The sequence below is a fragment of the Micromonospora sp. USAFONa4 genome (assembly GCF_057197825.1).
Window position 1 is genome coordinate 3,214,627 of record NZ_CM170072.1, and the last position, 22,646, is coordinate 3,237,272.

Consider the following 22,646-nt stretch of genomic DNA (forward strand, 5'->3'; position numbering starts at 1 on the left):
TGTTCAGCGTACGGAAGGCGACGGGGTGCGCGCGGAAGGCACGGCGATGTCCGCATCCTGAGCCACCGGGACGGGTGACCGGCGTCGACCGGTCGGCGACAGGTCAGACCGGAAGGCCGAGCGGGTCGTGCTGCGCTTCCCGGGACAGCCCGTCCACGTGCAGGCCGAGCGCCGCGATGAGCTGCCCCCAGTCGAAGTAGGACCGCCAGGCCGCGATCCGTCCGCGCCGGACCCGGACGACGTCCACCACGTCCCAGCTCACCAGCCGGCCGGTCGGCGCGACGGTGCCGAACGGGGTGTGCAGCACGCCCGTGTGGGTGCCGGTCAGCCGCTGCTCGACGGCCGCGCCGCCGGCCGTCTGCACCGACCCGAGCGGGTCCACGGACAGGTCCGGGAACGCCCCGGTCCAGGTGCGCAGCAGGGCGGGCAACTCGATCGGGCGCACCGTGACGCCGGGCATCGAGTAGAAGGCGTCGGCCGCGTAGAGGTCCGGCAGCCGGGCCACGTCCCGCCGCAGGAGCATCGCGTACTGCTGCTCGACCAGCCGATCCGCGCCACGCATGAGGACCTCCGTCGCGGGTCACGGCCCGTCCGTGCCCGCACGGGAATCCTTACCCGTCGATCGGCCCGCCACACCATCGCGCGTGCCGGCGTTCCGGCCGGCCCGGCCATCGGGGCCGCCCCCGGACCGGCGACGAGGCCGGGCGTCGCCGGAGCGCGCCACCGCTCGCTACTGTCGTGGCGTGTCCACCGAGCCTCTACGCTGCGCCGGCGCGCTGATCGTCGACGACGACGGTCGACTCTTCGTCCAGCGACGGTCTCCCCACCGGCGCATCTTTCCCAACTGCTGGGACATCGTCGGCGGCCATCTGGAACCGGGCGAGGACTGGCTGGACGCGCTGCGCCGGGAGGTGACCGAGGAGACCGGCTGGACGGTGTCGCACGTGCTCGGCCACGTCGGGGAGTACCGCTACGTCGCCGACGACGGCCTGGCCCGCGTCGAGCGCGACTGGCTGGTCCGGGTCGACGGCGACCTGGCCCGGCCGACGCTGGAGGCGGGCAGGCACATCGAGTTCCGGTGGCTCGCCGCCGACGAGCTGGACCTGCTCGACGAGCACCGCGACGTCAACGACGGCCTCATCCGCCGGATCGCGGCCGAAGGCTTCGCCGCCCTGCGTTCGATCGGTCTGTGAACGACACCGTCGAGCTGGCGCCGCACCGGTTCGCCGGCCTGGTCGCCCCGGCGGTGGACCGTGCGTTCGTCGCCGGCATCCTCGCCGGCCGCGACGGCGGCGGCGCCGAGCTGAGCCAGCGGTACGGCGGGCCGGCGGCCACCGGCTTCCTGCTGGAGTTCCGCACCCGCCTCGCGGCGCCGGGCGGGACGGTCGACGAGGCGGGCTTCGCCGCGGTCACCCGCTACCGGGACCCGGTCGAGTGCCGGCGGGCCCTGGACAAGCAGGTCGCGTACGGGATGATCCACCGCAGTCCCGAGGGCGGGCTCTCCGCCACCGAGCGCGGGCTGGCCTTCCTCGCCGAGATCTGGCAGGTGCACGCGGAGGTCACCGAGGAACTCTGGGCGGGGCACGAGGACCGGGTGCTGCGGCTGGTGGAGGCGTTCGGCCGGCTACTCACATGCGCGCTGGTGCTGGCCGACGAGGAGGGCGCCGAAGCGGGTGCCGCGTTCGCCGCCACGGCGCCGCCCTACGAGCCGGACGGCACCACGGCCGGCGTGCTGCTGCTGAACCGGCTCGGCACGATGCGCTACCACCGGGCCGACGCGCACGCCGCCGCGTGGACCGCCGCCGGACACGACGCGGCGAGCGCCGCCGCCCTGCCGCCCGGCCCGGAGCAGCTCGCCATCGAGCTGGAGACCGACCGGCGGGCCGCCGCCCCGTACGCCGTGCTGAGCGCCGAGGAGCGGCTGGGGGTGCTGGCGGACTTGGCGGCGCTGCCCGGCTGACCCGGTTGACCGCAGCGGTGCCGCCGCCCGGGGCTATCCTCCAGCGGTGACCGGGACTCGTACGACGGAGGACGCCTCAATGATCGGGATGGTGCTCGCAGCCGGGGCGGGGCGCCGGCTGCGCCCGTACACCGACACCCTGCCCAAGGCGTTGGTGCCGGTGGACGGCGACACCACCATCCTGGACATCGCGCTGCGCAACCTGGCCGAGGTGGGGCTCACCGACATCGTGATCGTGGTCGGCTACGCCGCCGACGCGGTCGTCTCCCGCCAGGCCGACCTGGAGAAGCGGTACGGCGTCACGCTCACCCTCGTGCACAACGACAAGGCCGAGGAGTGGAACAACGCGTACTCCCTCTGGCTGGCCCGGGAGCACTTCGCCCGGGGCGTGCTGCTGGTCAACGGCGACACCGTGCACCCGGTGAGCGTGGAGAAGACCCTGCTGGCCGAGCGCGGCCCGGGCATCCTGCTCGCCGTCGACACCATCAAGCCGCTGGCCGAGGAGGAGATGAAGACCACCTTCGACGCCGCCGGCCAGCTCACCCGGATCACCAAGCTGATGGACCCGGGCGAGGCGTACGGGGAGTACATCGGCGCGACGCTGATCGAGCCGCAGGTGGCCGACGCCCTCGCCGACGCGCTGGAGGCGACGTGGCGGCGTGACCCGAACCTCTACTACGAGGACGGCTACCAGGAGTTCGCCGACCGGGGTGGCGAGGTGCGGGCGGCCCCGATCGGCGACGTCTCCTGGGTCGAGGTCGACAACCACGCCGACCTGGCCCGGGCGCGGGAGATCGCGTGCCACTACTAGCCCGTACGGTCAACACCCCGCTGGTGATCGAGGTCCGGCGGGGGGCGGTGGCCGACCTCGGGCCGCTGCTGGCCGACCGGCGGATCTCGGCCGGCGGGGACGTGGCCGTGGTGGTCGGCCCCGGGCAGGGTGAACGGATCGTCGAGCTGTGCCGGCCGTCGCTCGGCGCGGCCGACGTCTTCACGGTCGCCGGTGGCACCATCGACGCGGCGAACGACCTCGGCGACCGGCTGCGCCGCCGCCACTACGACGCCGTGGTGGGCATCGGCGGCGGCAAGACCATCGACACCGCCAAGTACGCGGCCACCCGGTACGGGATCCCGATGGTGACGGTGGCGACGAGCCTGGCGAACGACGGCATCGCCTCCCCCACCGCCTCGCTCGACCACGAGGGCGGCAAGGGCTCCTACGGGGTGCACATCCCGATCGCGGTCATCGTCGACCTCGACTTCGTGGAGAACGGTCCGGACCGGCAGACCCAGGCCGGCATCGGCGACGCGGTGAGCAACCTGAACGCCTGCGCCGACTGGGAGCTGGCCCACGAGGTACGCGGCGAGCCCATCGACGGGCTCGCGGTGACGCTGGCCCGGACGGGCGCCGAGGCGCTGCTCAACCACCCCGGAAAGATCACCGACGACAGCTTCCTCACCACGCTGGCCGAGGCGCTGATCATGGGCGGCATCGCCAGCTCGGTGTGCGGGTCGACGCGCCCCGCCAGCGGCGGCGACCACGAGATCTCCCACGCGATCGACCGGCTGCACCCCGGCACCGCCGCCCACGGCGAGCAGGTGGGGCTCGGTGCCCTCTTCTGCACCTTCCTGCGCGGGGACACCGACCGGTTCGGTCGACTCGCCCACTGCCTGCACCGGCACGGCCTCGCCACCACGCCGGGTGACCTGGGCCTGACCGACGAGCAGTTCGTCGATGCCGTGCAGTTCGCGCCCCGGACCCGGCCGGACCGCTACACGATCCTCGAACACCTGGCGATGTCGCCTACCGAGACGCGGGAACGGCTGGCAGACTACGCCGGTGCAATCCGCGACCACCTTGGCTGAGCCCCGTCCCACCGTCGCCGACTTCCACCGGGTGAACCGGGGCGGCGGCCTGTTCAGCGAATCGATCAGCCAGTGGCTGGGCGCGGTCTTCGCGCTCGTCGCTCAGCGCCTCGGGCTGCGCCCGACGGCGCTGACCATCGCCAACCTGGTGCTCGGCCTGGCCACCTCGGTCACCGTGGTCGCGCTCGCCGGGCGGGTCGCCGCCGGTGAGGTGCCGGCCTGGGCGGTCGGGCTGCTCGCGCTGGTCGGCTGGCAGGTGGCGTACTGCCTGGACTGCGCCGACGGCCAGCTCGCCCGGGTGACCGGGCAGGGCAGCGCCGCAGGCGCCCGGGTCGACATCCTCTGCGACGTGGCCGCCCAGATCGCCCTGGTGGCCGCCCTGTCGGCGACGGCCGTGGCGCAGGAGCCGTCGACGCCGAGCTGGCTGGTCGCCATCTTCGCCGGCACCTGGATGGTCAACCTGGTGACCTCCGTGATGCAGGCCGGCCCGAACGCCGCCAGCATGGTCACCTCGACCTCGCTGCCCGTACGCCTGGTGAAGCTGGTCCGCGACTACGGCGCGGTCATCTTCGCCGCCGGCCTGGTGCTGGCCTTCGCCCCCGCCCTCGTCCTCTGGGTGATGGTCGCGTTCACGATCGTCAACGGCGGTTTCCTGCTCGCCAGCATCGCCTTCTCCGCCCGCGCCTCGCTGCGCTGAGGTGTGCCGCCGGGGCGGCCTGCGCCCGGTTGACCTACCCTCCTTCGCCCCCTGTCGAGCTGCCCCGTCTGTGCTACCGCTAGGCCGGCACGTCCGGCCCACGCCTGACCGCACGAGGATCTTGGTAGGAAACGGCCCCTCCAGGGGCGCTTCGCTACCAAGATCTCCCGTCGTCCTAAGGCGTGGAACGGAGTTCCCGGAAGGTGGATGAGCCTCCGGTTACGTCGGCCAGCGGTCGGCAGGCGCAAGGCGGGGCAGGCGCAAGGCGGGGCAGGCGCAAGGCGGGGCAGGCGCAAGGCGGGGCGGGGCTCAGCGAGGTGGGGCGGGGCTCAGCGGGGTGGGGCGGGAGCCGAGATGCCCGCGTAGATGTCGAGGAGGCGCTTGGTGACCACGTCGGGGTGGAACGTGCGCTCGTACCGCAGCCGGGCGGCCGGGGCCAGCGTCGCGGCCCCGGCCCGGGCCACCGGCAGGGCGGCGGCCATGGCGGCCGGCTCCGGGGGCACCACCCAGCCCGCCTCGCCCGCCTGCACGCCGGCGGGCAGCGCGACGCGGCCCTCGCCCGGGGCGGCCGTGGCGACGGCGGCCGGGCCGGTGCCGGCCGGCTCCCGGGGCGCGTCGGCGCCGACGAGGTACGGGATGCCGCCGAGCGCGGTGCCGAGCACCGGACGGCCGGCGGCGAACGCCTCGATGATCACGGTGGGCAGCACGTCGTGCCAGGTGGAGGCCGCGATGATCACCGCGCTGGCCTCGACCGCGGCGCGCACCCCGGCACGGTCCAGCGGCCCGAGGTAGGTCACGTCGGCGCGCTCGGCGGCGGCGGCCTCGGCCAGCGGGCGCAGCTCGCCGTCGCCCGCGATGCGCAGCGGGCCGAGCGCCCCGTCCGGGTGCCGCCGCCACGCGTCAAGCAGCAGGCCCAGCCCCTTCTCCGGGGAGAGCCGGGCCATGTAGAGGAAGCCGTCGCCGAGCGGCGCGGGCGTTCCCGGGTCGGGGATGCCGTTCGGCTTCACCACGATCCGCTCGGCCGGGACGCCGTAGTCGCGCAGGTGGTCGGCGACCGCCGAGGTGAGCGCGACGAAGCGGTCCACCGAGCGCCAGGTGCCCCGGTGCACGGCCAGCGTGGTCGCCATCAGGGCGCTCTGCGCCCGCGAGCCCCGGTAGCAGCGGTGCACGATCGCCGGCACGCCCAGGGCCCGGCCCCGGCAGTCCTGGCAGATCATCCCGTCACGGAAGTAGAGCCCAGAGGAGCAGACCTGGCGGTAGTTGTGCACCGTCTGCACCACCGGCACGCCGTGCCGGTGCGCGGTCCGCACGATCCAGGGCGAGATCAGGGGGTACGGGTTGTGCAGGTGCAGCACGTCCGGCCGGTGCTCGGTGATCAGCCGGCTCAGGTCCTCCTGCGCGCGGGGCGCCCAGATCGGCGAGATCGGCAGCAGCGCCTTGGCCGACTTCGACATCGTCGGGATCTCGTCCGAGCTGCGGATGAACGGCAGCACCTCCACCCCGGCTGCGGTGAGCTGGGCGATCTCCGCGTCGACGATCGTGTTCTCACCGGAGGGCTGGGCCTCCCGGTACCGGTTGTGCGCCACCACGATTCTCACGGGAAAGAAGGCTACCGTTGGCTGGTGCCCGAACTACCGGAGGTTGAGGCGCTCACGGACTACCTGCGTGAGCGGGCGGTGGGGCGGCGGGTCGACCGGTTGGAGGTCGCCGCGATCAGCGCCCTGAAGACGTACGACCCGGCGCCGACCGCCGCCGCCGGGCGGACCGTGACGGACGCCCGCCGGCACGGCAAGTTCCTCGACGTGGTGCTCGACGGCGACCTGCACCTGGTGGTCCACCTGGCCCGGGCGGGCTGGCTGCACTACCGGGAGGCGTTCCCGTCCGCCGCCCCGCTGCGCCCCGGCAAGGGCCCGATCGCGCTGCGGGTACGCCTCGACGACGGTTCCGGCTTCGACCTGACCGAGGCCGGCACCCAGAAGAGCCTCGCCGTCTACCTGGTCACCGACCCGCAGGCGGTGCCCGGGGTGGCCCGGCTCGGCCCGGACGCGCTCGCCGCCGACCTGGCCACCTTCACCGAGCGGATGCGCAGCCGCAAGGGCCAGGTCAAGGGGGTGCTCACCGACCAGACGGTGCTGGCCGGCGTCGGCAACGCGTACTCCGACGAGATCCTGCACGCGGCGAAGCTGTCCCCGTTCGCGCTGACCAACCGGCTGACCGACGAGCAGTTGGCGACCCTGCACGCGGCGACGCGGGAGGTGCTCGGCGACGCGGTACGCCGCTCGGTCGGGCAGAAGGCGGCCGAGCTGAAGGGTGAGAAGCGCTCGGGGCTGAAGGTGCACGCCCGGACGGGGCAGCCCTGCCCGGTCTGCGGGGACACCGTCCGCGAGGTCTCGTTCGCCGACTCCAGCCTCCAGTACTGCGCGACCTGCCAGACCGGCGGGAAGCCGCTCGCTGACCGGCGGTTGTCGCGGCTCGTACGGTGAGTGACGACACTGCCGACTACGGAACGGAATCGGCCATCCCGCGCCGAAGGTCTGAGTTGCGGCTCTACCGGGCCCGTCATCCATCGGTATAGTGGCTCGGTCCCCGGCTTCTGAAATGGCGCGGAGCCGGCCAGACGCCCAGCGGCACCACACCCGCCGCGTTGTCCCCCGGGTCAGCGCACGGGTCGGCGCCCGCGTGGGAGACTGGGACGGTGGGCGACCGGGCCCTCACGGCGAGTGAGCGGCTCGTGTCATGCGGGAGGACATGGGTGAGGTGACGACAAGCCTCCAGCGCCCGGTAACCAACACAGGCCGGAGCAAACTCGTGCGGCACGTCGACAGCTTCGAGATCCAGCCGCCGGCACCGCCGTCCCACAACGGCGTACCCCGGTCCGCGTGGGCTCGGGCCCGCCGTCGCGTGTCCCGCTGGCACCGCCCCTACATCACGCTCCTGCTGCTGCTCGACTTCGCAGCCGCCGCGGTCGCCAGCCTGATCGCCATCGAGACGTTCGACCAGTCGCGGGCGGGCTTCTACAACGCCGAGCAGGACCCGACGTGGTTCCACACGGTGGCGTTCGGCCTCCTGCCGCTCGGCTGGCTCGTCAGCCTCTGGGCCAACCGGGCCTACGACCGGCGCTACCTCGGCCTGGGCCCCGACGAGTACAAGCGGGTGATCCGGGCCGGCGTGGCCGTCGCCGCGACGGTGTCCTTCCTCGCCTTCGCCACCAAGACCGACCTGTCCCGCTACACGGTCGGCACCGCCCTGCTCGCGGCGCTGCTGCTGATCCTGCTGAACCGGATGCTCTGCCGCTTCGTGCTGCACGTGGTCCGGCGCAACATCAGCCAGGCGGGTCACCGGATGGTGCTGATCGGCACCCTGCCGGAGTGCCTGGAGGTCTACACGGCGGTCACCCGCAACCCGGCCGCCGGGCTGATGCCGGTCGCCATCCACATCACCGACGGCTACGCGGCGGCCAAGGGCATCGAGACCCCGGTCCCGGTGTACGCGGGCCGCGACGTCCTCGCCCTCGTCCGGGAGGTCGGCGGCGACACGATCGCGGTCTGCGGCTCGGCGAGCTCCGAGCCGGGCGAGCTGCGCCGGCTGGCCTGGCAGCTGGAGGGCTCGGGCGTCGACCTGGTCGTCGCCCCGCAGCTGACCGACATCGCCGGCCCCCGGGTGCACATCCGGCCGATCGAGGGTCTGCCGCTGCTGCACGTCGAGGAGCCGACCCTCTCCGGGCCGGCGCTGCTGGCCAAGAACCTCATGGACCGGGTGGCCGCCGGGTTCGGCCTGCTGCTGCTGGCCCCGGTCTTCCTGTTCATCGCGATCGGGATCCGGATCTCCGACCCGGGCCCGGTCTTCTTCCGCCAGCCCCGGGTGGGCCACGAGGGCCGCACGTTCCGGGTCTGGAAGTTCCGCACCATGTACGTGAACGCGGAGGACCGGCTGGCCAGCCTGGTCGACCGGAACGAGACCGACGGCATGCTGTTCAAGATGAAGGAGGATCCCCGGGTCTTCCCGGTGGGCCGCTTCCTGCGCGCCTCCTCGCTGGACGAGCTGCCGCAGTTGATCAACGTGTTGAAGGGCGAGATGTCGCTGGTCGGGCCGCGCCCGCTGCCCGCCGACGACGGCGACTTCCTCGGCGACGTGCGCCGCCGCCTGCTGGTCCGGCCGGGCATGACGGGGCTGTGGCAGGTCTCCGGCCGCTCCGACCTGTCCTGGGACGAGGCGGTCCGGCTCGACCTCTACTACGTCGACAACTGGTCGCTGGCGTACGACCTGAGCATCCTGTGGCGCACGGTCGGGGTGGTGCTCGCCCGCAAGGGCGCGTACTGACCCCTTGGCCTGCGGGCCGGCAGGGGCCAGGATCGCTGCGTGGGTGGCAACCTCTCGGGCGTCTTCGGCGTCGTCTCGCTGCTCACCGCGCTGGGTGCGGCCCTGTTCGCGGTGGTCCGGCTGCGCGCGCGGCGGGGCATCGCCACGGCCACCCAACGGGCCACGTACGAGGTGCTGCACACCGCCGGGCTGGCCGCCGAGCCGCTGCGCGCGGGCCTGAGCACCGCGAACGCGGCGAAGGCCGTACGCCATCTGCGGGCGCTGGTGGGGGCGGCCGGGCTGGCGCTTACGGACCGGGAGAGCCTGCTCGCCCTCGACGGGCGGGGCGGGCACCACCACGCGCAACTGGTCGCGGCGGCCCGGCGGGCGGTGGCGACGGGCCGCTCGACCGTCCTCGGCGAGCCGGAGCTGCACTGCGACCGGGTCGACTGCCCGGTACGCGGCGCGGTGGTCGCCCCGCTGACCGGTGCGGACGGGCGCAGGGTCGGGGTGCTGGTCGCGGTCGCCGACGGCCAGCCGGAGCCGGGCCTGGTGCAGGCCACCCTGGAGACGGCACACTGGGCCGGCAACCAGCTCGCCCTGGCCGAGCTGGACTCCTCGCGGGAGCGGCTGGCCCGCGCCGAGGTACGCGCCCTGCGCGCGCAGATCAGCCCGCACTTCATCTACAACGCGCTGACCGCGATCGGCTCGTTCGTCCGCACCGACCCGGACCGGGCCCGGGAGCTGATCCTGGAGTTCGCCGAGTTCACGCGGTACTCGTTCCGGGCGCACGGCGAGTTCACCACGCTGGCCGAGGAGCTGCGCTCGATCGACCGCTACCTGACCATCGAGCGGGCCCGGTTCGGCGACCGGCTCCAGGTGCGCCTCCAGATCGCCCCGGAGGTGCTGCCCGTGACGCTGCCGTTCCTCTGCCTGCAACCGCTGGTGGAGAACGCCGTCCGGCACGGGTTGTCCCGCAAGCCGGGCACGGGCATGGTGAGCATCGAGGCCCGGGACGCGGGCACCGAGTGCCACATCACCGTGGAGGACGACGGAGTGGGGATGGATCCGAGCACGCTGACCGCCGGCATCGCCGAGCTGGCCGGCGGGGACCCGGGCGACGCCGCGCTGGCCGGCGCGGGGGACGACCCGGGCCAGCACGTCGGGCTCTCCAACGTCGACGAGCGGCTCCGGTCGGTCTTCGGGGACGGCTTCGGCCTGGTCGTCGAGACGGGCCTCGGCTCGGGTACGAAGGTGAGCATGCGGGTGCCGAAGTTCCATCCCGGCGTACGGGCCGGCTCGTGATCGAGCGGGCCGCGGAGGTGGGGGCGGCCGGGTTCCTGCGGGTGCTGGCGGTCGACGACGAGCCACCGGCGCTGGACGAGTTGGCGTACCACCTGCGGGCCGACCCCCGGGTGGCCCGGCTGCACACGGCGGGGGACGCGACGGAGGCGCTGCGGGTGCTCCGGGACGGCGACGTGGACGTGGTCTTCCTCGACATCCGGATGCCCGGGCTGGACGGCATGGAGCTGGCCCGGGTGCTGCGCCGCTTCGCCCGGCCACCGGCGATCGTCTTCGTCACCGCGTACGACGACGGGGCGGTGGACGCGTTCGACCTGGGCGCCACCGACTACGTCCGCAAGCCGGTACGCGCCGAGCGGCTCGCCGAGTCGTTGCGCCGGGTGATCGGCGCGCGGGTGGTGCCGTCGCACCCGGCGGCGCTGGCCCGGGCGGAGGAGGACCCCACCATCCCCATCGAGCTGGCCGGCACGACGCGGATGCTGCCCCGCTCGGCGGTGCGCTGGGTGGAGGCGCAGGGCGACTACGCCCGCCTGCACACGGCCGACGGCTCCCACCTGGTCCGGGTGTCGCTGGCGACTCTCGCGGAGCGCTGGGCGGACGCCGGGTTCGTCCGCATCCACCGGTCCTACCTGGTGCAGCTCAAGCTGATCGCGGAGCTGCGGCTGGTCAACTCCGGCTACGTCGTGGTGGTCGACTCGGCGGAGCTGCCGGTCAGCCGCCGGCACACCCGCGAGCTGAAGGACAAGCTGGTCCGCGCGGCGAAGCAGGACTGGAGCCGCTGACCCACCCCGTCGGCGGGCACAGCTGTGGCTCGCCGCCGACGGACGCGCGCGGACGGAAATTCTTTCGTCGACGGGAATACGCTCGCGTCGTCGTACGCTGTACGGTACTCCGTACGACAATTGGAGGCCGCCTTGTTCGACGCCGCGACCGAATTCGACCGCCAGCTCGACCGGCTGGTGGAGCTGCGCTATCCGGCCCTGGCCGAGCTGACCGAGGACGCCTTCCGTGACCTGGTCGCGCCGCTGCGCGCGGCGGCCGTCGCGGGGGCGGCCGACCTGCCCGCCCCGACCGAGGGGCGGGTGCCCTTCCTCCTGGTGGTCACCCGCGACCTGGTGCCGGTGGAGGAGCGCGTCGCGCTGACCACCCTCGCCGGCAAGCGGAAGCCGGGGATCGTCGACCGGCACTACGCCGAGGGCGACCTGCCGAAGTTCGACCCGATCAAGGATCTGGAGGTGCCGGCCGGGCCGGCGTACCTGCTCTTCGACGTCGACCGGGGCGAGGAGACGCTGAACCTGGCGCCCGCCGCCGCCATGGAGGTGATCACCGGCCAGGACCGGCTGCCGCTCACCATCGACGAGGGGCTCGCCTTCGTCACCCTGTACCCGGAGGCGCTGGCGAAGAACAAGTGCTTCTCGCTGGTCGGCTCCCGCTGCGGCGACAAGCGGGTGCCCGCGCTCTGGATCAGCCAGAACGCACCGAAGCTCGGCTGGTGCTGGTACGGCAACCCGCACACCTGGCTCGGCTCCGCCTCCGCCCGCCCGGAGCGCGTCGGCCTGGAGCACGTCGACACGAAGTGAGTGCCGCGGCGGGGTGACCGACCACCGGCCACCGACCACCGGCCTCCCCGCCGCACTTTCCACGAGTTATCCACAGGGGTGACCCGTTCTCCACAGGTTGTCCACAGCCCGGTGTGGACGGCTCCGCCCGAGTCGGCCCGGGCGGGCGTGACGCCGCTGCTACCCTTGACATTCGCGGCGATCGGGCGAGACTGCCGGGGTGGCCGCTGCCGACGATCCCGTCCCCGCGCCCCGGCAGGGCGGGTCCGGGACGCCCGAGCACGCGGGCCGGCCCGGGGTGCCGCAGCGGGCCCCGGTCGCCCAGCCCCGGACGCGGATCGTGCTGGCCGAGGTGTCCCGCCGCGAGGACCGGGCGGAGCGCACCCGCGCCGAACTGGCCCAGCAGACCCGGGTCGGCGACGCGCTCGTACGGGGGCTGGTCCGGGCCCAGTTCGCGCTGGCCCTGCGGCTGTCCCTGGTGGTGGCGATCGGGCTCGGCGGGCTGCCGTGGCTCTTCGCCGTCGCGCCCGCCGTCGGCCGGGTCACCGTGCTCGGCGTCAACCTGCCCTGGCTGCTGCTCGGGGTGGTGTCGTTCCCGTTCCTGATCGCCGTCGGGTGGGCGTACGTGCGGCTGGCCGAACGCAACGAGCAGGACTTCACCGACCTGGTCCAGCGGCCGGAGCGCTGAGGTGGGCAACGGCTTCGTCGTACCGGCGATCGTGGCGGTCACCCTGGTCACCGTCGGCATCGGCTTCTACGGGCTGCGGCTGGCGCGGACCACCTCCGACTTCCTGGTCGCCTCGCGGGCGATCAGCCCCACCTGGAACGCCGCCGCCATCGGCGGGGAGTACCTGTCCGCGGCGAGCTTCCTCGGGGTCGCCGGGCTGATCCTCAAGTACGGCGTCGACGTGCTCTGGTACCCCGTCGGCTTCGCCGCCGGCTACCTCGCCCTGCTGCTCTTCGTGGCCGCGCCGCTGCGCCGCTCCGGCGCGTTCACGCTGCCGGACTTCTGCGAGCTGCGGCTCGGGTCGCGTCGGCTGCGTACCCTCGCCACCGCCTTCGTGATCTTCATCGGCTGGCTCTACCTCGTGCCGCAGCTCCAGGGGGCGGGCCTGACGCTGGCGACGGTGACCGGCTCGCCGTACCCGTTGGGGGCCCTGCTGGTGGCCGTGGTGGTCACCGCGAACGTCGCGCTCGGCGGCATGCGCGCGATCACCTTCGTGCAGGCCTTCCAGTACTGGCTGAAGCTGACCGCGCTGGCCGTACCGGCGATCTTCCTGGCATTGCAGTGGCAGGCCGACGCCCGCCCGGCGGTGACCCCGCCCGACGGGCCGACGTTCCGGACCGCGACCACCGTCGTGGTCGAGCACCGCGCGACCCTCACCCTCCCCGACGGCCGGATCCAGGAGGTACGCCCCGGCGACGAGCTCTCCTTCGCCGCCGGCGACCCGGTGCCGGAGGTGTCCGGGGTCGCCACCGACGCCGCCGACTGGCTGCTGCCCAGCGCCGCCGGGGACGACGACCGGGGGCTGTTCGCCACGTACTCGCTGATCCTGGCCACGTTCCTCGGCACGATGGGCCTGCCGCACGTGCTGGTCCGCTTCTACACCAACCCCGACGGTGCCGCCGCCCGCCGCACGACGCTGGTGGTGCTCGCCCTGGTCGGGGCGTTCTACCTGCTGCCCACCATCTACGGGGTGCTCGGCCGGATCTACACCCCGCAACTGCTGCTCAGCGGGCAGACCGACGCGGTGGTGGTGCTGCTGCCCGGCGCGGCGCTCGGCGACGGCACCGCCGGCCGGCTGCTCGCCGCGCTGGTCGCGGCCGGCGCGTTCGCGGCCTTCCTCTCCACCTCGTCGGGGCTGCTCACCAGCGTCGCCGGGGTGATCTCCACGGACGTGCTGGGGCGCGGCTCGGTACGCGGCTTCCGGCTCGCCACGGTGATCGCCGAGGCCGTGCCGACGGTCCTCGCGCTCAACCTCGCCGGGCTGGACGTGTCGCAGGTCGTCGGGCTGGCCTTCGCGGTCGCCGCGTCCAGCTTCTGCCCGCTGCTGGTGCTCGGCATCTGGTGGCGCGGGCTGACCGACCTCGGCGCCGCCGCCGGGATCCTGGTCGGCGGCGGCGCGGCGGTCGGGGCGGTGCTGGTCACGGTGCTCGGCCCGCCGCTGTCCGGCTGGCCGGCGACGCTCACCGCGCAGCCGGCCGCCTGGACGGTGCCGCTCGCCTTCACCGTGATGGTGGCGGTCTCGATGGCGACCCGCCGGCGGGCGCCGGCCGACATCGGCGCCACCATGCTCCGCCTGCACGCACCGGAGGCGCTGCGGCTGTAAGGAAGGGCCCCTGTCTAGCGCCTGCGGTAGGGGAAGGGGCCCTTCCTGCCAGGCGGGCTGGGCGTTCAGCGGCGCGGACGGGTACGACTCGGGGATGACCGGGGATCATCCTGCGGCCGGAGCAGCCGCTGGTCCGGGCCGGATACGGTCGACGCATGACTGCTGAGCACCCGGCGCTCTCCCTGCGTGGCCTGGCGAAACACTTCGACGGCAAGGTCGCCGTCGCCGGTGTCGACCTCGACGTGCCGGCCGGTTCCTTCTACGGCCTGCTCGGCCCGAACGGCGCGGGGAAGACCACCACCCTGTCGATGGCGGTCGGGCTGCTCCGGCCGGACGCCGGGGGCGCCCGGGTGCTCGGGCACGACGTCTGGGCCGACCCGGTGCGGGCGAAGCAGCTGCTCGGCGTGATGCCCGACGGCGTACGGCTCTTCGACCGGCTCAGCGGGGCGGAGCTGCTCGCGTACCACGGTCTGCTGCGAGGCATGGACCCGGCGGTGGTCGACCAGCGGGCGGCGGAGCTGCTGGACGTGCTCGCGCTCGGCGACGCCGGCCGGACGCTGGTCGTCGACTACTCGGCGGGCATGAAGAAGAAGATCGGCCTCGCCTGCGCGCTGCTGCACGGGCCCCGGCTGCTGGTGCTGGACGAACCGTTCGAGGCGGTCGACCCGGTCTCGGCCGCGCTGATCCGGGACATCCTGCACCGGTACGTGACCGGGGGCGGCACCGTCGTCTTCTCCAGCCACGTGATGGAGGTCGTCGAGCGACTCTGCTCGCACGTGGCGATCCTGGCGGCCGGCACCATCAAGCGGGTCGGTCCCATCGACGAGGTGCGCGGTGGCCGCTCGCTGGAGCAGGTCTTCGTCGAGGTGGTCGGCGGCCGTACGGCGACCGGCGAGGAGTTGGCGTGGCTGTCGCAGTGACCGGACCGACCGTCTCCGCCCGGCCCGCCCGGCGGGTCTCCGCCCGGCACTTCGTCCGGCTCAAGCTGCGGGTGATGGGCAACAACTTCCGGGGTCAGGGCTGGCGGGTCGCCCTCTTCGTGGGCGGCGCGGTGCTTGGGCTCTGGTTCGCCGGCACCGGCTTCTTCCTCTTCGCCGCGCCCGGCCTGGCCGACGAGAGCCGCTACGCGCTGATGGTGGCCGCCTTCGGTGGCGGCCTGACGGTGCTCGGCTGGCTGCTGCTGCCGCTGGTCTTCTTCGGGGTGGACGAGACGCTGGATCCGGCGAGGTTCGCGCTGCTGCCGCTGCCCCGCCGCACGCTCGTCACCGGGCTCTTCGCCGCCGCCTTCGTCAGCGTCCCCACGATCTCGGTGCTGCTGGCCCTGTGCGGGCTGGTGGTCACCGCCGGGACGCTGGGTGGCTGGTCGGCCGCGGCGGTCGCCTTCGTCGGGGTGGTCGGCGGGCTGCTGCTCTGCGTCGCCGCGGCCCGCGCGGTGACCAGCGCCTTCGCCACCGCGCTGCGGTCCCGCCGGGTCCGCGACCTGGCCGCCGTGCTGCTCGCCGTACTCGCCGCGCTGCTCGGGCCGTTGCAGCTCCTGGGCATCGCCGCCCTCTCCGACGCCGACTGGGACCGCCTCCAGGGGGTGGCCGAGGTGGTCGCCTGGACCCCGTTCGGCGCCCCCTGGACGGCCGGCATCGACGTGGCCGAGGGCCGCGTCTGGGCCGCACCGGTGAAGCTGCTGATCACTGCGGCGACGATCGTCGCGCTGCTGGCCTGGTGGTCCCGCTCGCTGGAGTCCGCGATGGTGGGCGCGGCCAGTGCCGGCCCGGCCCGCGCCCAGCGTGGTACGACCGGCGGGGCGGTCGCCCAGCTCTTCCCGAGGGCCCTCGGCTGGGCCCGGCGGGACCGGTTCGGCGCCCTCGTCGCGCGGGAGGCCCGCTACTGGTGGCGGGACGCCCGACGCCGGGCCAACCTGATCACCGTCGCGGTCGTCGGTCTCTTCGTGCCGGTCATGGTCAACCTGGGCGGCTCGGGCTTCACGATCGACGGCGCGGAGGGGTTCACGCCCAGCTCCGAGGCGTCCCCGGTGCTGTCCAGCCTGTCGATGCTCTTCGTCGGGCTGCTCGCCGCCGTCACCCTGGCCAACCAGTTCGGCTTCGACGGCAGCGCGTACGCGGCGAACGTGGTCGCGGGCGTCTCCGGCCAGCAGGAGCTGCGCGCCCGGATGGCCGCGTTCTCGCTCTACGTCCTGCCGATGCTGGCGGTGATCTCCGTGGTCGTCGCGGTGGTCATCGGCGAGCCCGGCTGGATCGGGCTGATGGCGGGCACGCTGTTCGGCACGTACGGCGCGGGGCTGGCGGTGAACTGCTTCGTCTCGGTGCTCGGGGCGTACTCGCTGCCGGAGACGAGCAACCCGTTCGCGTTGAACACCGGTGCCGGGATCGCGAAGAGCTTCCTCACCCTGCTGGCGATGCTCGCCACCGCGGTGGCGGCGGTGCCGATGGTGGTGGCCGCCGGGCTGCTCGGCGACGTGTGGCTCTGGCTGGCCCTGCCGCTCGGGGCGGCGTACGGCCTGGGGGCGGCGCTGCTCGGCGCATACCTGGCAGGCGACGTGCTGGACCGCCGGATGCCGGAACTGCTCGCCACGGTGACCCCGCGCCGCTGACGATCGGACAGGACAATGGCCTGATGCCCGTAGTCGAAGCGGTGATCACCGTGCCGGTCCCACCCGAGCTGGCCTTCGCGGTCTCCCAGACCACGGCGCCCGTGCGCTACCGGTGGGACCCGTTCGTGCGGGAGCAGCACTTCACCGACGGGGCGACCCGGCCCGGCAAGGGGGTGCGGACCTTCACCCGGTCCCGGCACGGCCTGACGATGGTGAGCGAGTACGTCTCCTGGGCCCCGCCGAGCCACGTCGGGATGACGATGGTCCGCGGGCCGTGGTTCTTCGAGATGTTCGCCGGCGGTTGGCGGTTCGCGCCCGCCCCGGAGCCCGGCCACGCCGTCGCCACCTGGCGGTACAGCTTCCGCTGCCGGCCCGCGTTCCTCCGCCCGGTCGCGGACCGGATCGGCTCCTGGCTGCTCGGCCGCGACATCCGCCGCCGGATCGCCGGGTACGCCGCCGGCTGCACGGACCCGGAGGTGCTGGCCGTCGCCCGCCGGTCACTGACCGCCGACGACTGACCCCTCCAGCGGTACGCGCACCCGCCGAGATCTTGGCCGGGAACGGCCCCTGGAAGGGCGCAGAACGTCCAAGATCTCGGCCAACTGAGCGTCACATCCGGGCCCGGTCGGGGCGGGGCAGGCCGCACAATGTTTCACGTGAATCATGAGCCGGGCGCCGAGATCCACCACATCGACCCGTTCGCCGTGCCCGCCGACCAACGCTCGCCCGTGCGCCGGTTGCGGGGTCGGCTGGCGTCGCCGGTGACGCTCTGGACGGCGCCGGAGCCGGCGGGCCTGACGGTCTCCTCCACGCTGGTCGCGGAGGGCGAGCCGGACCGGCTGCTCGGCCTGGTCGACCCGGAGTCCGACCTGTGGGCGGCGGTCGAGTCCGCCGGGCGCTTCGCGGTGGCCCCGCTGAGCCCGGCGCACCGGCAGCTCGCCGACCGGTTCGCGGGACTCTTCCCGTCCCCCGGCGGCCTGTTCGCCACCGGCGCCTGGACCGAGACCACCTACGGCCCGGTGCCGGCCGACGCCGGCGGCTGGGCGGGGTGCCGGCTCGACTCCGCCCGCGAGTACGGCTGGGGCCTGCTGGTGGAGGCCACCATCGAGGCCGTCGAGCTGACCGGGGAGACGGACCCGCTGCTGCACTACCGGGGCCGCTACCGCGAGCTGACCTGACGACCGCCACCGGCGGCGTCGACGTCGACCGTCCGGCCCACCCGGGCCACACGAGCTACCGGTGAACGGAGTGAGCTGCGTCACTCGGCGCAGCCACCGTGCCGTTCGGCGCAGCCGACGACCGGCGTCGATCTCGCCCTTCCGTGGCGGGGAGCGCGCTTTCTACCGTGCGCGAAACTCCCCACGCCTGTGAAGGTGGTGATCCACGAATGTCCACGGACACACCCGCGTCCACGCCGTCGACCTCGGCGGCGGACCGGTACCTGGCCGTGCAGCGGTCGGACGAGTTCGCCGGGTTGCGGCGCACGCTGCGCGGCTTCATCTTCCCGATGACCGTCGCGTTCTTCCTGTGGTACGCGCTCTACGTCATCCTGTCCGCGTACGCGCGGGACTTCATGGGCACGAAGCTCTTCGGCAGCAACATCAACATCGCCCTCGTCTTCGGCCTGCTCCAGTTCGTCTCGACCTTCCTCATCGCCTGGCTCTACTCGCGGTTCGCCGACCGGAAGATCGACCCGGTCGCCGACCGGATCCGTGCCGAGATCGGGGAGGTGGGCAATGAACACGGTCCTCGCGGCTGAGGCGGGCAGCACCACCGCCCGCAACCTCACCATCACGCTCTTCCTGGTCTTCGTGGCGGTGACCCTGGCCATCACCATCTGGGCCAGCCGGCAGACCAAGACCGCGACCGACTTCTACGCCGGCGGCCGGTCCTTCTCCGGTTTCCAGAACGGCATGGCCATCGGCGGCGACTACATGTCGGCCGCCTCGTTCCTCGGCATCGCCGGCATGATCGCCCTCTACGGCTACGACGGCTTCCTCTATTCCATCGGCTTCCTGGTCGCCTGGCTGGTGGCGCTGCTGCTGGTCGCGGAGCTGCTGCGCAACTCCGGGCGGTACACGATGGCCGACGTGCTGGCCTTCCGGATGCGCCAGCGCCCGGTGCGGACCGCCGCCGCCGTCTCCACCATCACGGTGTCGATCTTCTACCTGCTGGCGCAGATGGTCGGCGCGGGCGCGCTGGTCGCCCTGCTGCTCGGCATCAAGCCGGGTACGACGTTCCTCGGCATGGACGCCGACACCGCCAAGGTCGCCACCATCATCATGGTCGGCGCGCTCATGATCGTCTACGTCACGGTGGGCGGCATGAAGGGCACCACCTACGTGCAGATCGTCAAGGCGTTCCTGCTGATGGGCGGCGCGCTGGTGATGACGCTCCTGGTGCTGGCGAAGTACAAGTTCAACCTGTCGTCGCTGCTCGGCGACGCGGCCGCCGCCTCCGGCAAGGGGGACGCCTTCCTCGAACCGTGTCTGCGCTACTGCCAGGAGGTGGCCGGCAACCCTACGCAGACCTTCTACAACAAGGTCGACCTGCTGTCGCTCGGCATCGCGCTCGTGCTCGGCACCGCCGGCCTGCCGCACATCCTGATCCGCTTCTACACCGTCCCGACGGCGAAGACGGCCCGCAAGAGCGTGCTCTGGGCGATCGGCATCATCGGCACCTTCTACCTGCTCACCCTGGCCCTCGGCTTCGGCGCGGCGGCGCTGGTCGGCAGCGAGGCGATCACCGCTCAGGACAAGGCCGGCAACACGGCCGCGCCGCAGCTCGCCGAGGCGCTCGGCATCGAATTCCTCGGCGGCGATCTCGGCGGGGCGACCCTGCTCGCGGTCATCGCGGCGGTCGCCTTCGCCACGATCCTGGCCGTGGTGGCCGGCCTGACCCTGGCCTCCTCGTCCAGCCTGGCGCACGACTTCTACGCCAACGTGATCAAGGACGGTAAGGCGTCCGAGCGGCAGGAGGTCAGGGTCGCCCGGGTCTCCGCCCTGGTGATCGGCGCGATCTCGATCGTGCTGTCGATCTACGCGCAGAACCTGAACGTGGCCTTCCTGGTGGCGTTGGCCTTCGCGGTGGCCGCCTCCGGCAACCTGCCGGCGATCCTGTACAGCCTGTTCTGGCGGCGGTTCAACACCTCGGGCGCGGTGTGGGCCATCTACGGCGGCCTGCTCTCCGCCGTACTGCTGGTGTTCTTCTCGCCGGTGGTCTCCGGCGCGCCCACCTCGATGTTCCCGGAGCACGACTGGCAGTGGTTCCCGCTGTCCAACCCGGGCATCCTGTCCATCCCGTTCGGCTTCCTGTGCGGGTGGATCGGCACCGTGATCTCCAAGGAGCACGACGAGGAGAAGTACGCGGAGCTGGAGGTGCGTTCCGTCACGGGCGCCGGCGCCCACTGACGACCCGACAGACGCAAGGAAGGGCCCCTTGTTATCGCCAGGCGGTAACAGGGGCCCTTCCTTGCGTCAGGGCGGCTCGGGACAGTGGGTAGGCTGACCGGCATGAACGCTGTTGCCCGCTTCGGACCCGGTCACCGCATCCTCGTCACGGGCGGCGCCGGCTTCGTACCGTCGCACCTGGTGGACTCCCTGATCGCTCGCGGCTGCACCGTGGTCGCGCTCGACAACTTCATCACCGGGTCGAAGGAGAACGTCGCCCACCTGCTGGACGAGCCGAACTTCACCCTGGTCGAGGCCGACATCTCCGACGGCCTGCCGACCCACCACCCGGCGATGGCCGAGCGGTTCGACGCCATCCTGCACATGGCCTCGCCGGCGAGCCCGACCGACTTCGAGAAGCTGCCGGTGGAGATCCTCCGCGTCGGCTCGGTGGCCACCCTGCACCTGCTGGAGCGCGCGGTCGCCGACGGCGCCCGCTTCCTGATGGCCTCCACCTCCGAGGCGTACGGGGACCCGAAGGAGCACCCGCAGCCCGAGTCGTACTGGGGCAACGTCAACCCGATCGGCATCCGCGCCGTCTACGACGAGGCGAAGCGCTTCTCCGAGGCGGCCACCATGGCCTACCACCGGAGCCGGGGGCTCGACACGGCCATCGTCCGGATCTTCAACACGTACGGCCCGCGGATGCGCCCGGACGACGGCCGGGCCATCCCGACCTTCATCTCGCAGGCGCTGCGCGGCGAGCCGATCACCGTGCACGGCACCGGCAACCAGACCCGTTCGATCTGCTACGTGTCCGACCTGGTGCACGGCATCCTGCTGCTCCTCGACTCCCGCGAGACGGGGCCGATCAACTGCGGCACCGAGCACGAGATGAGCATGCGGCAGCTGGCCGAGACGATCGTGTCGCTCACCGGGAGCAGCTCCGAGGTGACCTACATCACCCGCAGCGCCGACGACCCGGAGATGCGCCGCCCGGACCTGACCCTCGCCCGCGAGCTGCTCGGATACGAGCCGACCGTGGCGCCCGAGGACGGCCTCCGCCGCACGATCGAGTACTTCCGCGAGCGGATGGTCTAGCGAACGCCCGCCGCCGGTGCACTCGTCGGCGGCGCCACAGGGCGACAGTGGCTACGCGTACGTACCCTGAGTTACATGTCAGCGACCATGCCCGCCGGAGTTCCACTCCCGCACCTGCACCGCAGCGCCGGGCGCGCCTCGGTGCCCGGCCCCGGCCGGGACGCCGGACGCGCCCGGCCGGCCGAGGCCCGCTGGTCCCCGGCAGCGGACGAGCCACGGGCCGGCGGCCCGGGCGGTCCCGCGGGGCCGGGCGGACCGGCCGGGCCAGGCGGACCGACCGGACCGGACCGGCCGGGCCGGGGCGGCGTCCGCCCCCGCTGGGGCCGGATCGCCCTGGTGGCCGGCGTGGCCGTGCTGGTGCTCGCGCTGCTCGGCGGGGTGGGCGCCTGGTTCTACGCCCGCGGCCTCGACGACGACCTGGCCCGCACCGACCCGTTCTCGGAGCTCACGGGGGGCCGCCCGGCCAAGGCGGTGGACGGCGCCCTGAACATCCTGCTGGTGGGCAGCGACTCCCGGGACCCGGACGCCCCGGTGGACAAGTCCAGCAAGTGGCGGGCCGACACCATCATCGTGATGCACATCCCGTCGGACCACCAGAAGGCCTACCTGGTCTCCATCCCCCGCGACCTCTACGTGCCGATCCCGGAGAGCGCCAGCGCGGACTGCGGCTCCGGTCAGCGCGGAAAGATCAATGCCGCCTTCGCCTTCGGCGGGCTGCCGCTGGCCGTCCGGACGGTGGAGTGCTTCACCGACGTGCGGCTCGACCACGTGATGGCGATCGACTTCGCCGGATTCAAGCAGGTCACCGACGCCCTCGGCGGCGTCGACCTGAAGGTCGAGCGGACCGTCACCTCGATCCACAAGCCGTACCGGACGTTCACCAAGGGCACCAACCACATGGACGGCGCCGAGGCGCTGGACTGGATCCGGCAGCGCAAGCAGTTCCCGGACGGCGACTTCGCCCGGATGCGGCACCAGCAGGAGTTCCTCCGCGCCCTGATGGACAAGGCGGCGAGCACGGGCACGCTGACCAATCCGAAGAAGCTGAACGACTTCCTCAAGTCGGTCACCGCCGCGGTCACCGTCGACCAGGGCTTCTCGCTTGTCGACATGGGGGTCCAGTTCCGCAACCTGCGCGGCGAGAACCTCACCTTCGTGACCAGCCCGCACGTCGGCAGCCAGACCATCGACGGTGAGTCGGTGGTGGTCTCGGACAAGGAGAAGGCGCTGACCATGTACAAGGCGATGTCGGCCGACACCATGACGGCCTGGGTCGAGGCCAACCAGAAGAAGAAGGACGGCACCGGAAACTGACCAGCTCCGCCGGCCGGCCCTCCCGTGATCGACGGACGTCATCACGATTCGGAGAGCCGGCCGAGCGCTTCCTGTGAGCCAACCGCCGACCAGCCGTATCGATCTGTCCGTTCGGTCAGTTTTCCTGGATGACGGCCGTACGAACGGTATTTGACGGTCGGACGACCTCGCCAGGACGGGAAAGCGTCCGTAAAGTGATCCCGCCCCCTGACAAACGCGAGCTG

At 72.9% G+C, this 22,646-nt stretch carries 22 protein-coding genes; 20 read left to right on the plus strand and 2 right to left on the minus strand.

Annotated elements, in window-relative coordinates; genetic code table 11:
* Positions 1-103: 103 nt before the first annotated feature.
* Complete coding sequence (locus tag AC0OO9_RS13980; RefSeq protein ID WP_132240536.1) at positions 104-562, minus strand: ester cyclase; 459 nt, start codon at positions 560-562, stop codon at positions 104-106.
* A 181-nt stretch (positions 563-743) separates the two neighbouring features.
* On the opposite strand from AC0OO9_RS13980, the gene AC0OO9_RS13985 reads away from it, so the two are divergent.
* From AC0OO9_RS13985 to AC0OO9_RS14005, 5 genes are all read left to right on the plus strand, one after another.
* On the plus strand, positions 744-1,193 hold the full coding sequence (locus tag AC0OO9_RS13985) for an NUDIX domain-containing protein (RefSeq protein WP_484517565.1): 450 nt from the start codon (positions 744-746) through the stop codon (positions 1,191-1,193).
* The gene (locus tag AC0OO9_RS13990) at positions 1,190-1,960 is read left to right on the plus strand and encodes a hypothetical protein (protein WP_484517566.1); all 771 of its coding nucleotides are present in this window, start codon (positions 1,190-1,192) and stop codon (positions 1,958-1,960) included. Before AC0OO9_RS13985 ends, AC0OO9_RS13990 begins: the two co-directional genes overlap by 4 nt.
* Before the next feature lie 79 nt (positions 1,961-2,039).
* Positions 2,040-2,771, plus strand: coding sequence for a phosphocholine cytidylyltransferase family protein (locus AC0OO9_RS13995; protein WP_132240563.1), 732 nt, complete (start codon positions 2,040-2,042; stop codon positions 2,769-2,771).
* Positions 2,759-3,826 (plus strand): iron-containing alcohol dehydrogenase family protein, encoded by a 1,068-nt coding sequence (locus AC0OO9_RS14000; protein ID WP_132240533.1) that lies wholly within the window; start codon positions 2,759-2,761, stop codon positions 3,824-3,826. The genes AC0OO9_RS13995 and AC0OO9_RS14000 overlap by 13 nt, the downstream gene beginning before the upstream one ends.
* Complete coding sequence (locus AC0OO9_RS14005) at positions 3,801-4,523, plus strand: CDP-alcohol phosphatidyltransferase family protein (protein WP_484517567.1); 723 nt, start codon at positions 3,801-3,803, stop codon at positions 4,521-4,523. The genes AC0OO9_RS14000 and AC0OO9_RS14005 overlap by 26 nt, the downstream gene beginning before the upstream one ends.
* A gap of 329 nt (positions 4,524-4,852) precedes the next feature.
* Here AC0OO9_RS14005 and AC0OO9_RS14010 read toward each other — a convergent pair whose 3' ends face one another.
* Positions 4,853-6,121 carry a glycosyltransferase gene (locus tag AC0OO9_RS14010; protein ID WP_484517568.1) on the minus strand — a complete coding sequence of 423 codons (1,269 nt, stop codon included), beginning with the start codon at positions 6,119-6,121 and terminating at the stop codon, positions 4,853-4,855.
* Between the two features lie 24 nt (positions 6,122-6,145).
* Here AC0OO9_RS14010 and AC0OO9_RS14015 point away from each other — a divergent pair, with 24 nt between their 5' ends.
* From AC0OO9_RS14015 to AC0OO9_RS14085, 15 genes are all read left to right on the plus strand, one after another.
* Positions 6,146-7,006: an Fpg/Nei family DNA glycosylase gene (locus tag AC0OO9_RS14015; protein ID WP_484517569.1), complete on the plus strand. Its 861-nt coding sequence runs from the start codon at positions 6,146-6,148 to the stop codon at positions 7,004-7,006.
* 265 nt (positions 7,007-7,271) lie between these two features.
* Positions 7,272-8,843: a sugar transferase gene (locus AC0OO9_RS14020; protein WP_357580136.1), complete on the plus strand. Its 1,572-nt coding sequence runs from the start codon at positions 7,272-7,274 to the stop codon at positions 8,841-8,843.
* Between the two features lie 39 nt (positions 8,844-8,882).
* Complete coding sequence (locus AC0OO9_RS14025) at positions 8,883-10,127, plus strand: sensor histidine kinase (protein WP_484517570.1); 1,245 nt, start codon at positions 8,883-8,885, stop codon at positions 10,125-10,127.
* A 17-nt stretch (positions 10,128-10,144) separates the two neighbouring features.
* Positions 10,145-10,906: a LytR/AlgR family response regulator transcription factor gene (locus AC0OO9_RS14030; protein ID WP_132240561.1), complete on the plus strand. Its 762-nt coding sequence runs from the start codon at positions 10,145-10,147 to the stop codon at positions 10,904-10,906.
* A 132-nt stretch (positions 10,907-11,038) separates the two neighbouring features.
* Positions 11,039-11,704 (plus strand): DUF5701 family protein, encoded by a 666-nt coding sequence (locus AC0OO9_RS14035; RefSeq protein ID WP_484517571.1) that lies wholly within the window; start codon positions 11,039-11,041, stop codon positions 11,702-11,704.
* A gap of 277 nt (positions 11,705-11,981) precedes the next feature.
* Complete coding sequence (locus tag AC0OO9_RS14040) at positions 11,982-12,371, plus strand: hypothetical protein (protein ID WP_484517945.1); 390 nt, start codon at positions 11,982-11,984, stop codon at positions 12,369-12,371.
* A gap of 1 nt (position 12,372) precedes the next feature.
* Positions 12,373-14,013 carry a sodium/solute symporter gene (locus AC0OO9_RS14045; protein ID WP_484517572.1) on the plus strand — a complete coding sequence of 547 codons (1,641 nt, stop codon included), beginning with the start codon at positions 12,373-12,375 and terminating at the stop codon, positions 14,011-14,013.
* 155 nt (positions 14,014-14,168) lie between these two features.
* Positions 14,169-14,933: an ABC transporter ATP-binding protein gene (locus tag AC0OO9_RS14050; protein ID WP_311409885.1), complete on the plus strand. Its 765-nt coding sequence runs from the start codon at positions 14,169-14,171 to the stop codon at positions 14,931-14,933.
* Complete coding sequence (locus AC0OO9_RS14055) at positions 14,918-16,618, plus strand: ABC transporter permease (protein WP_484517573.1); 1,701 nt, start codon at positions 14,918-14,920, stop codon at positions 16,616-16,618. The genes AC0OO9_RS14050 and AC0OO9_RS14055 overlap by 16 nt, the downstream gene beginning before the upstream one ends.
* A gap of 23 nt (positions 16,619-16,641) precedes the next feature.
* Complete coding sequence (locus tag AC0OO9_RS14060) at positions 16,642-17,136, plus strand: SRPBCC family protein (RefSeq protein WP_484517574.1); 495 nt, start codon at positions 16,642-16,644, stop codon at positions 17,134-17,136.
* Between the two features lie 84 nt (positions 17,137-17,220).
* Complete coding sequence (locus tag AC0OO9_RS14065) at positions 17,221-17,796, plus strand: flavin reductase family protein (RefSeq protein WP_484517946.1); 576 nt, start codon at positions 17,221-17,223, stop codon at positions 17,794-17,796.
* Between the two features lie 209 nt (positions 17,797-18,005).
* A complete protein-coding gene (locus AC0OO9_RS14070; RefSeq protein ID WP_327029984.1) occupies positions 18,006-18,377 on the plus strand; it encodes a DUF485 domain-containing protein in 372 nt (123 codons plus the stop codon).
* Entirely contained in the window at positions 18,355-20,028 is a 1,674-nt protein-coding gene (locus AC0OO9_RS14075) for a solute symporter family protein (protein WP_484517575.1), read from the plus strand. The genes AC0OO9_RS14070 and AC0OO9_RS14075 overlap by 23 nt, the downstream gene beginning before the upstream one ends.
* 102 nt (positions 20,029-20,130) lie before the next feature.
* Entirely contained in the window at positions 20,131-21,108 is a 978-nt protein-coding gene (locus tag AC0OO9_RS14080; protein ID WP_132240518.1) for a UDP-glucuronic acid decarboxylase family protein, read from the plus strand.
* Between the two features lie 75 nt (positions 21,109-21,183).
* A complete protein-coding gene (locus AC0OO9_RS14085) occupies positions 21,184-22,422 on the plus strand; it encodes an LCP family protein (protein ID WP_484517576.1) in 1,239 nt (412 codons plus the stop codon).
* Positions 22,423-22,646 lie beyond the last annotated feature (224 nt).

What these genes read in the sequence shown, in the direction of transcription:
- AC0OO9_RS14070 (WP_327029984.1), top strand. Translation starts at nt 18,006, where the DNA reads ATGTCCACGGACACACCCGCGTCCACGCCGTCGACCTCGGCGGCGGAC.
- AC0OO9_RS14075 (WP_484517575.1), top strand. Translation starts at nt 18,355, where the DNA reads ATGAACACGGTCCTCGCGGCTGAGGCGGGCAGCACCACCGCCCGCAAC.
- AC0OO9_RS14085 (WP_484517576.1), top strand. Translation starts at nt 21,184, where the DNA reads ATGTCAGCGACCATGCCCGCCGGAGTTCCACTCCCGCACCTGCACCGC.
- AC0OO9_RS14050 (WP_311409885.1), top strand. Translation starts at nt 14,169, where the DNA reads ATGACTGCTGAGCACCCGGCGCTCTCCCTGCGTGGCCTGGCGAAACAC.
- AC0OO9_RS14020 (WP_357580136.1), top strand. Translation starts at nt 7,272, where the DNA reads ATGGGTGAGGTGACGACAAGCCTCCAGCGCCCGGTAACCAACACAGGC.
- AC0OO9_RS14080 (WP_132240518.1), top strand. Translation starts at nt 20,131, where the DNA reads ATGAACGCTGTTGCCCGCTTCGGACCCGGTCACCGCATCCTCGTCACG.
- AC0OO9_RS14060 (WP_484517574.1), top strand. Translation starts at nt 16,642, where the DNA reads ATGCCCGTAGTCGAAGCGGTGATCACCGTGCCGGTCCCACCCGAGCTG.
- AC0OO9_RS13995 (WP_132240563.1), top strand. Translation starts at nt 2,040, where the DNA reads ATGATCGGGATGGTGCTCGCAGCCGGGGCGGGGCGCCGGCTGCGCCCG.
- AC0OO9_RS13980 (WP_132240536.1), bottom strand. Translation starts at nt 562, where the DNA reads ATGCGTGGCGCGGATCGGCTGGTCGAGCAGCAGTACGCGATGCTCCTG.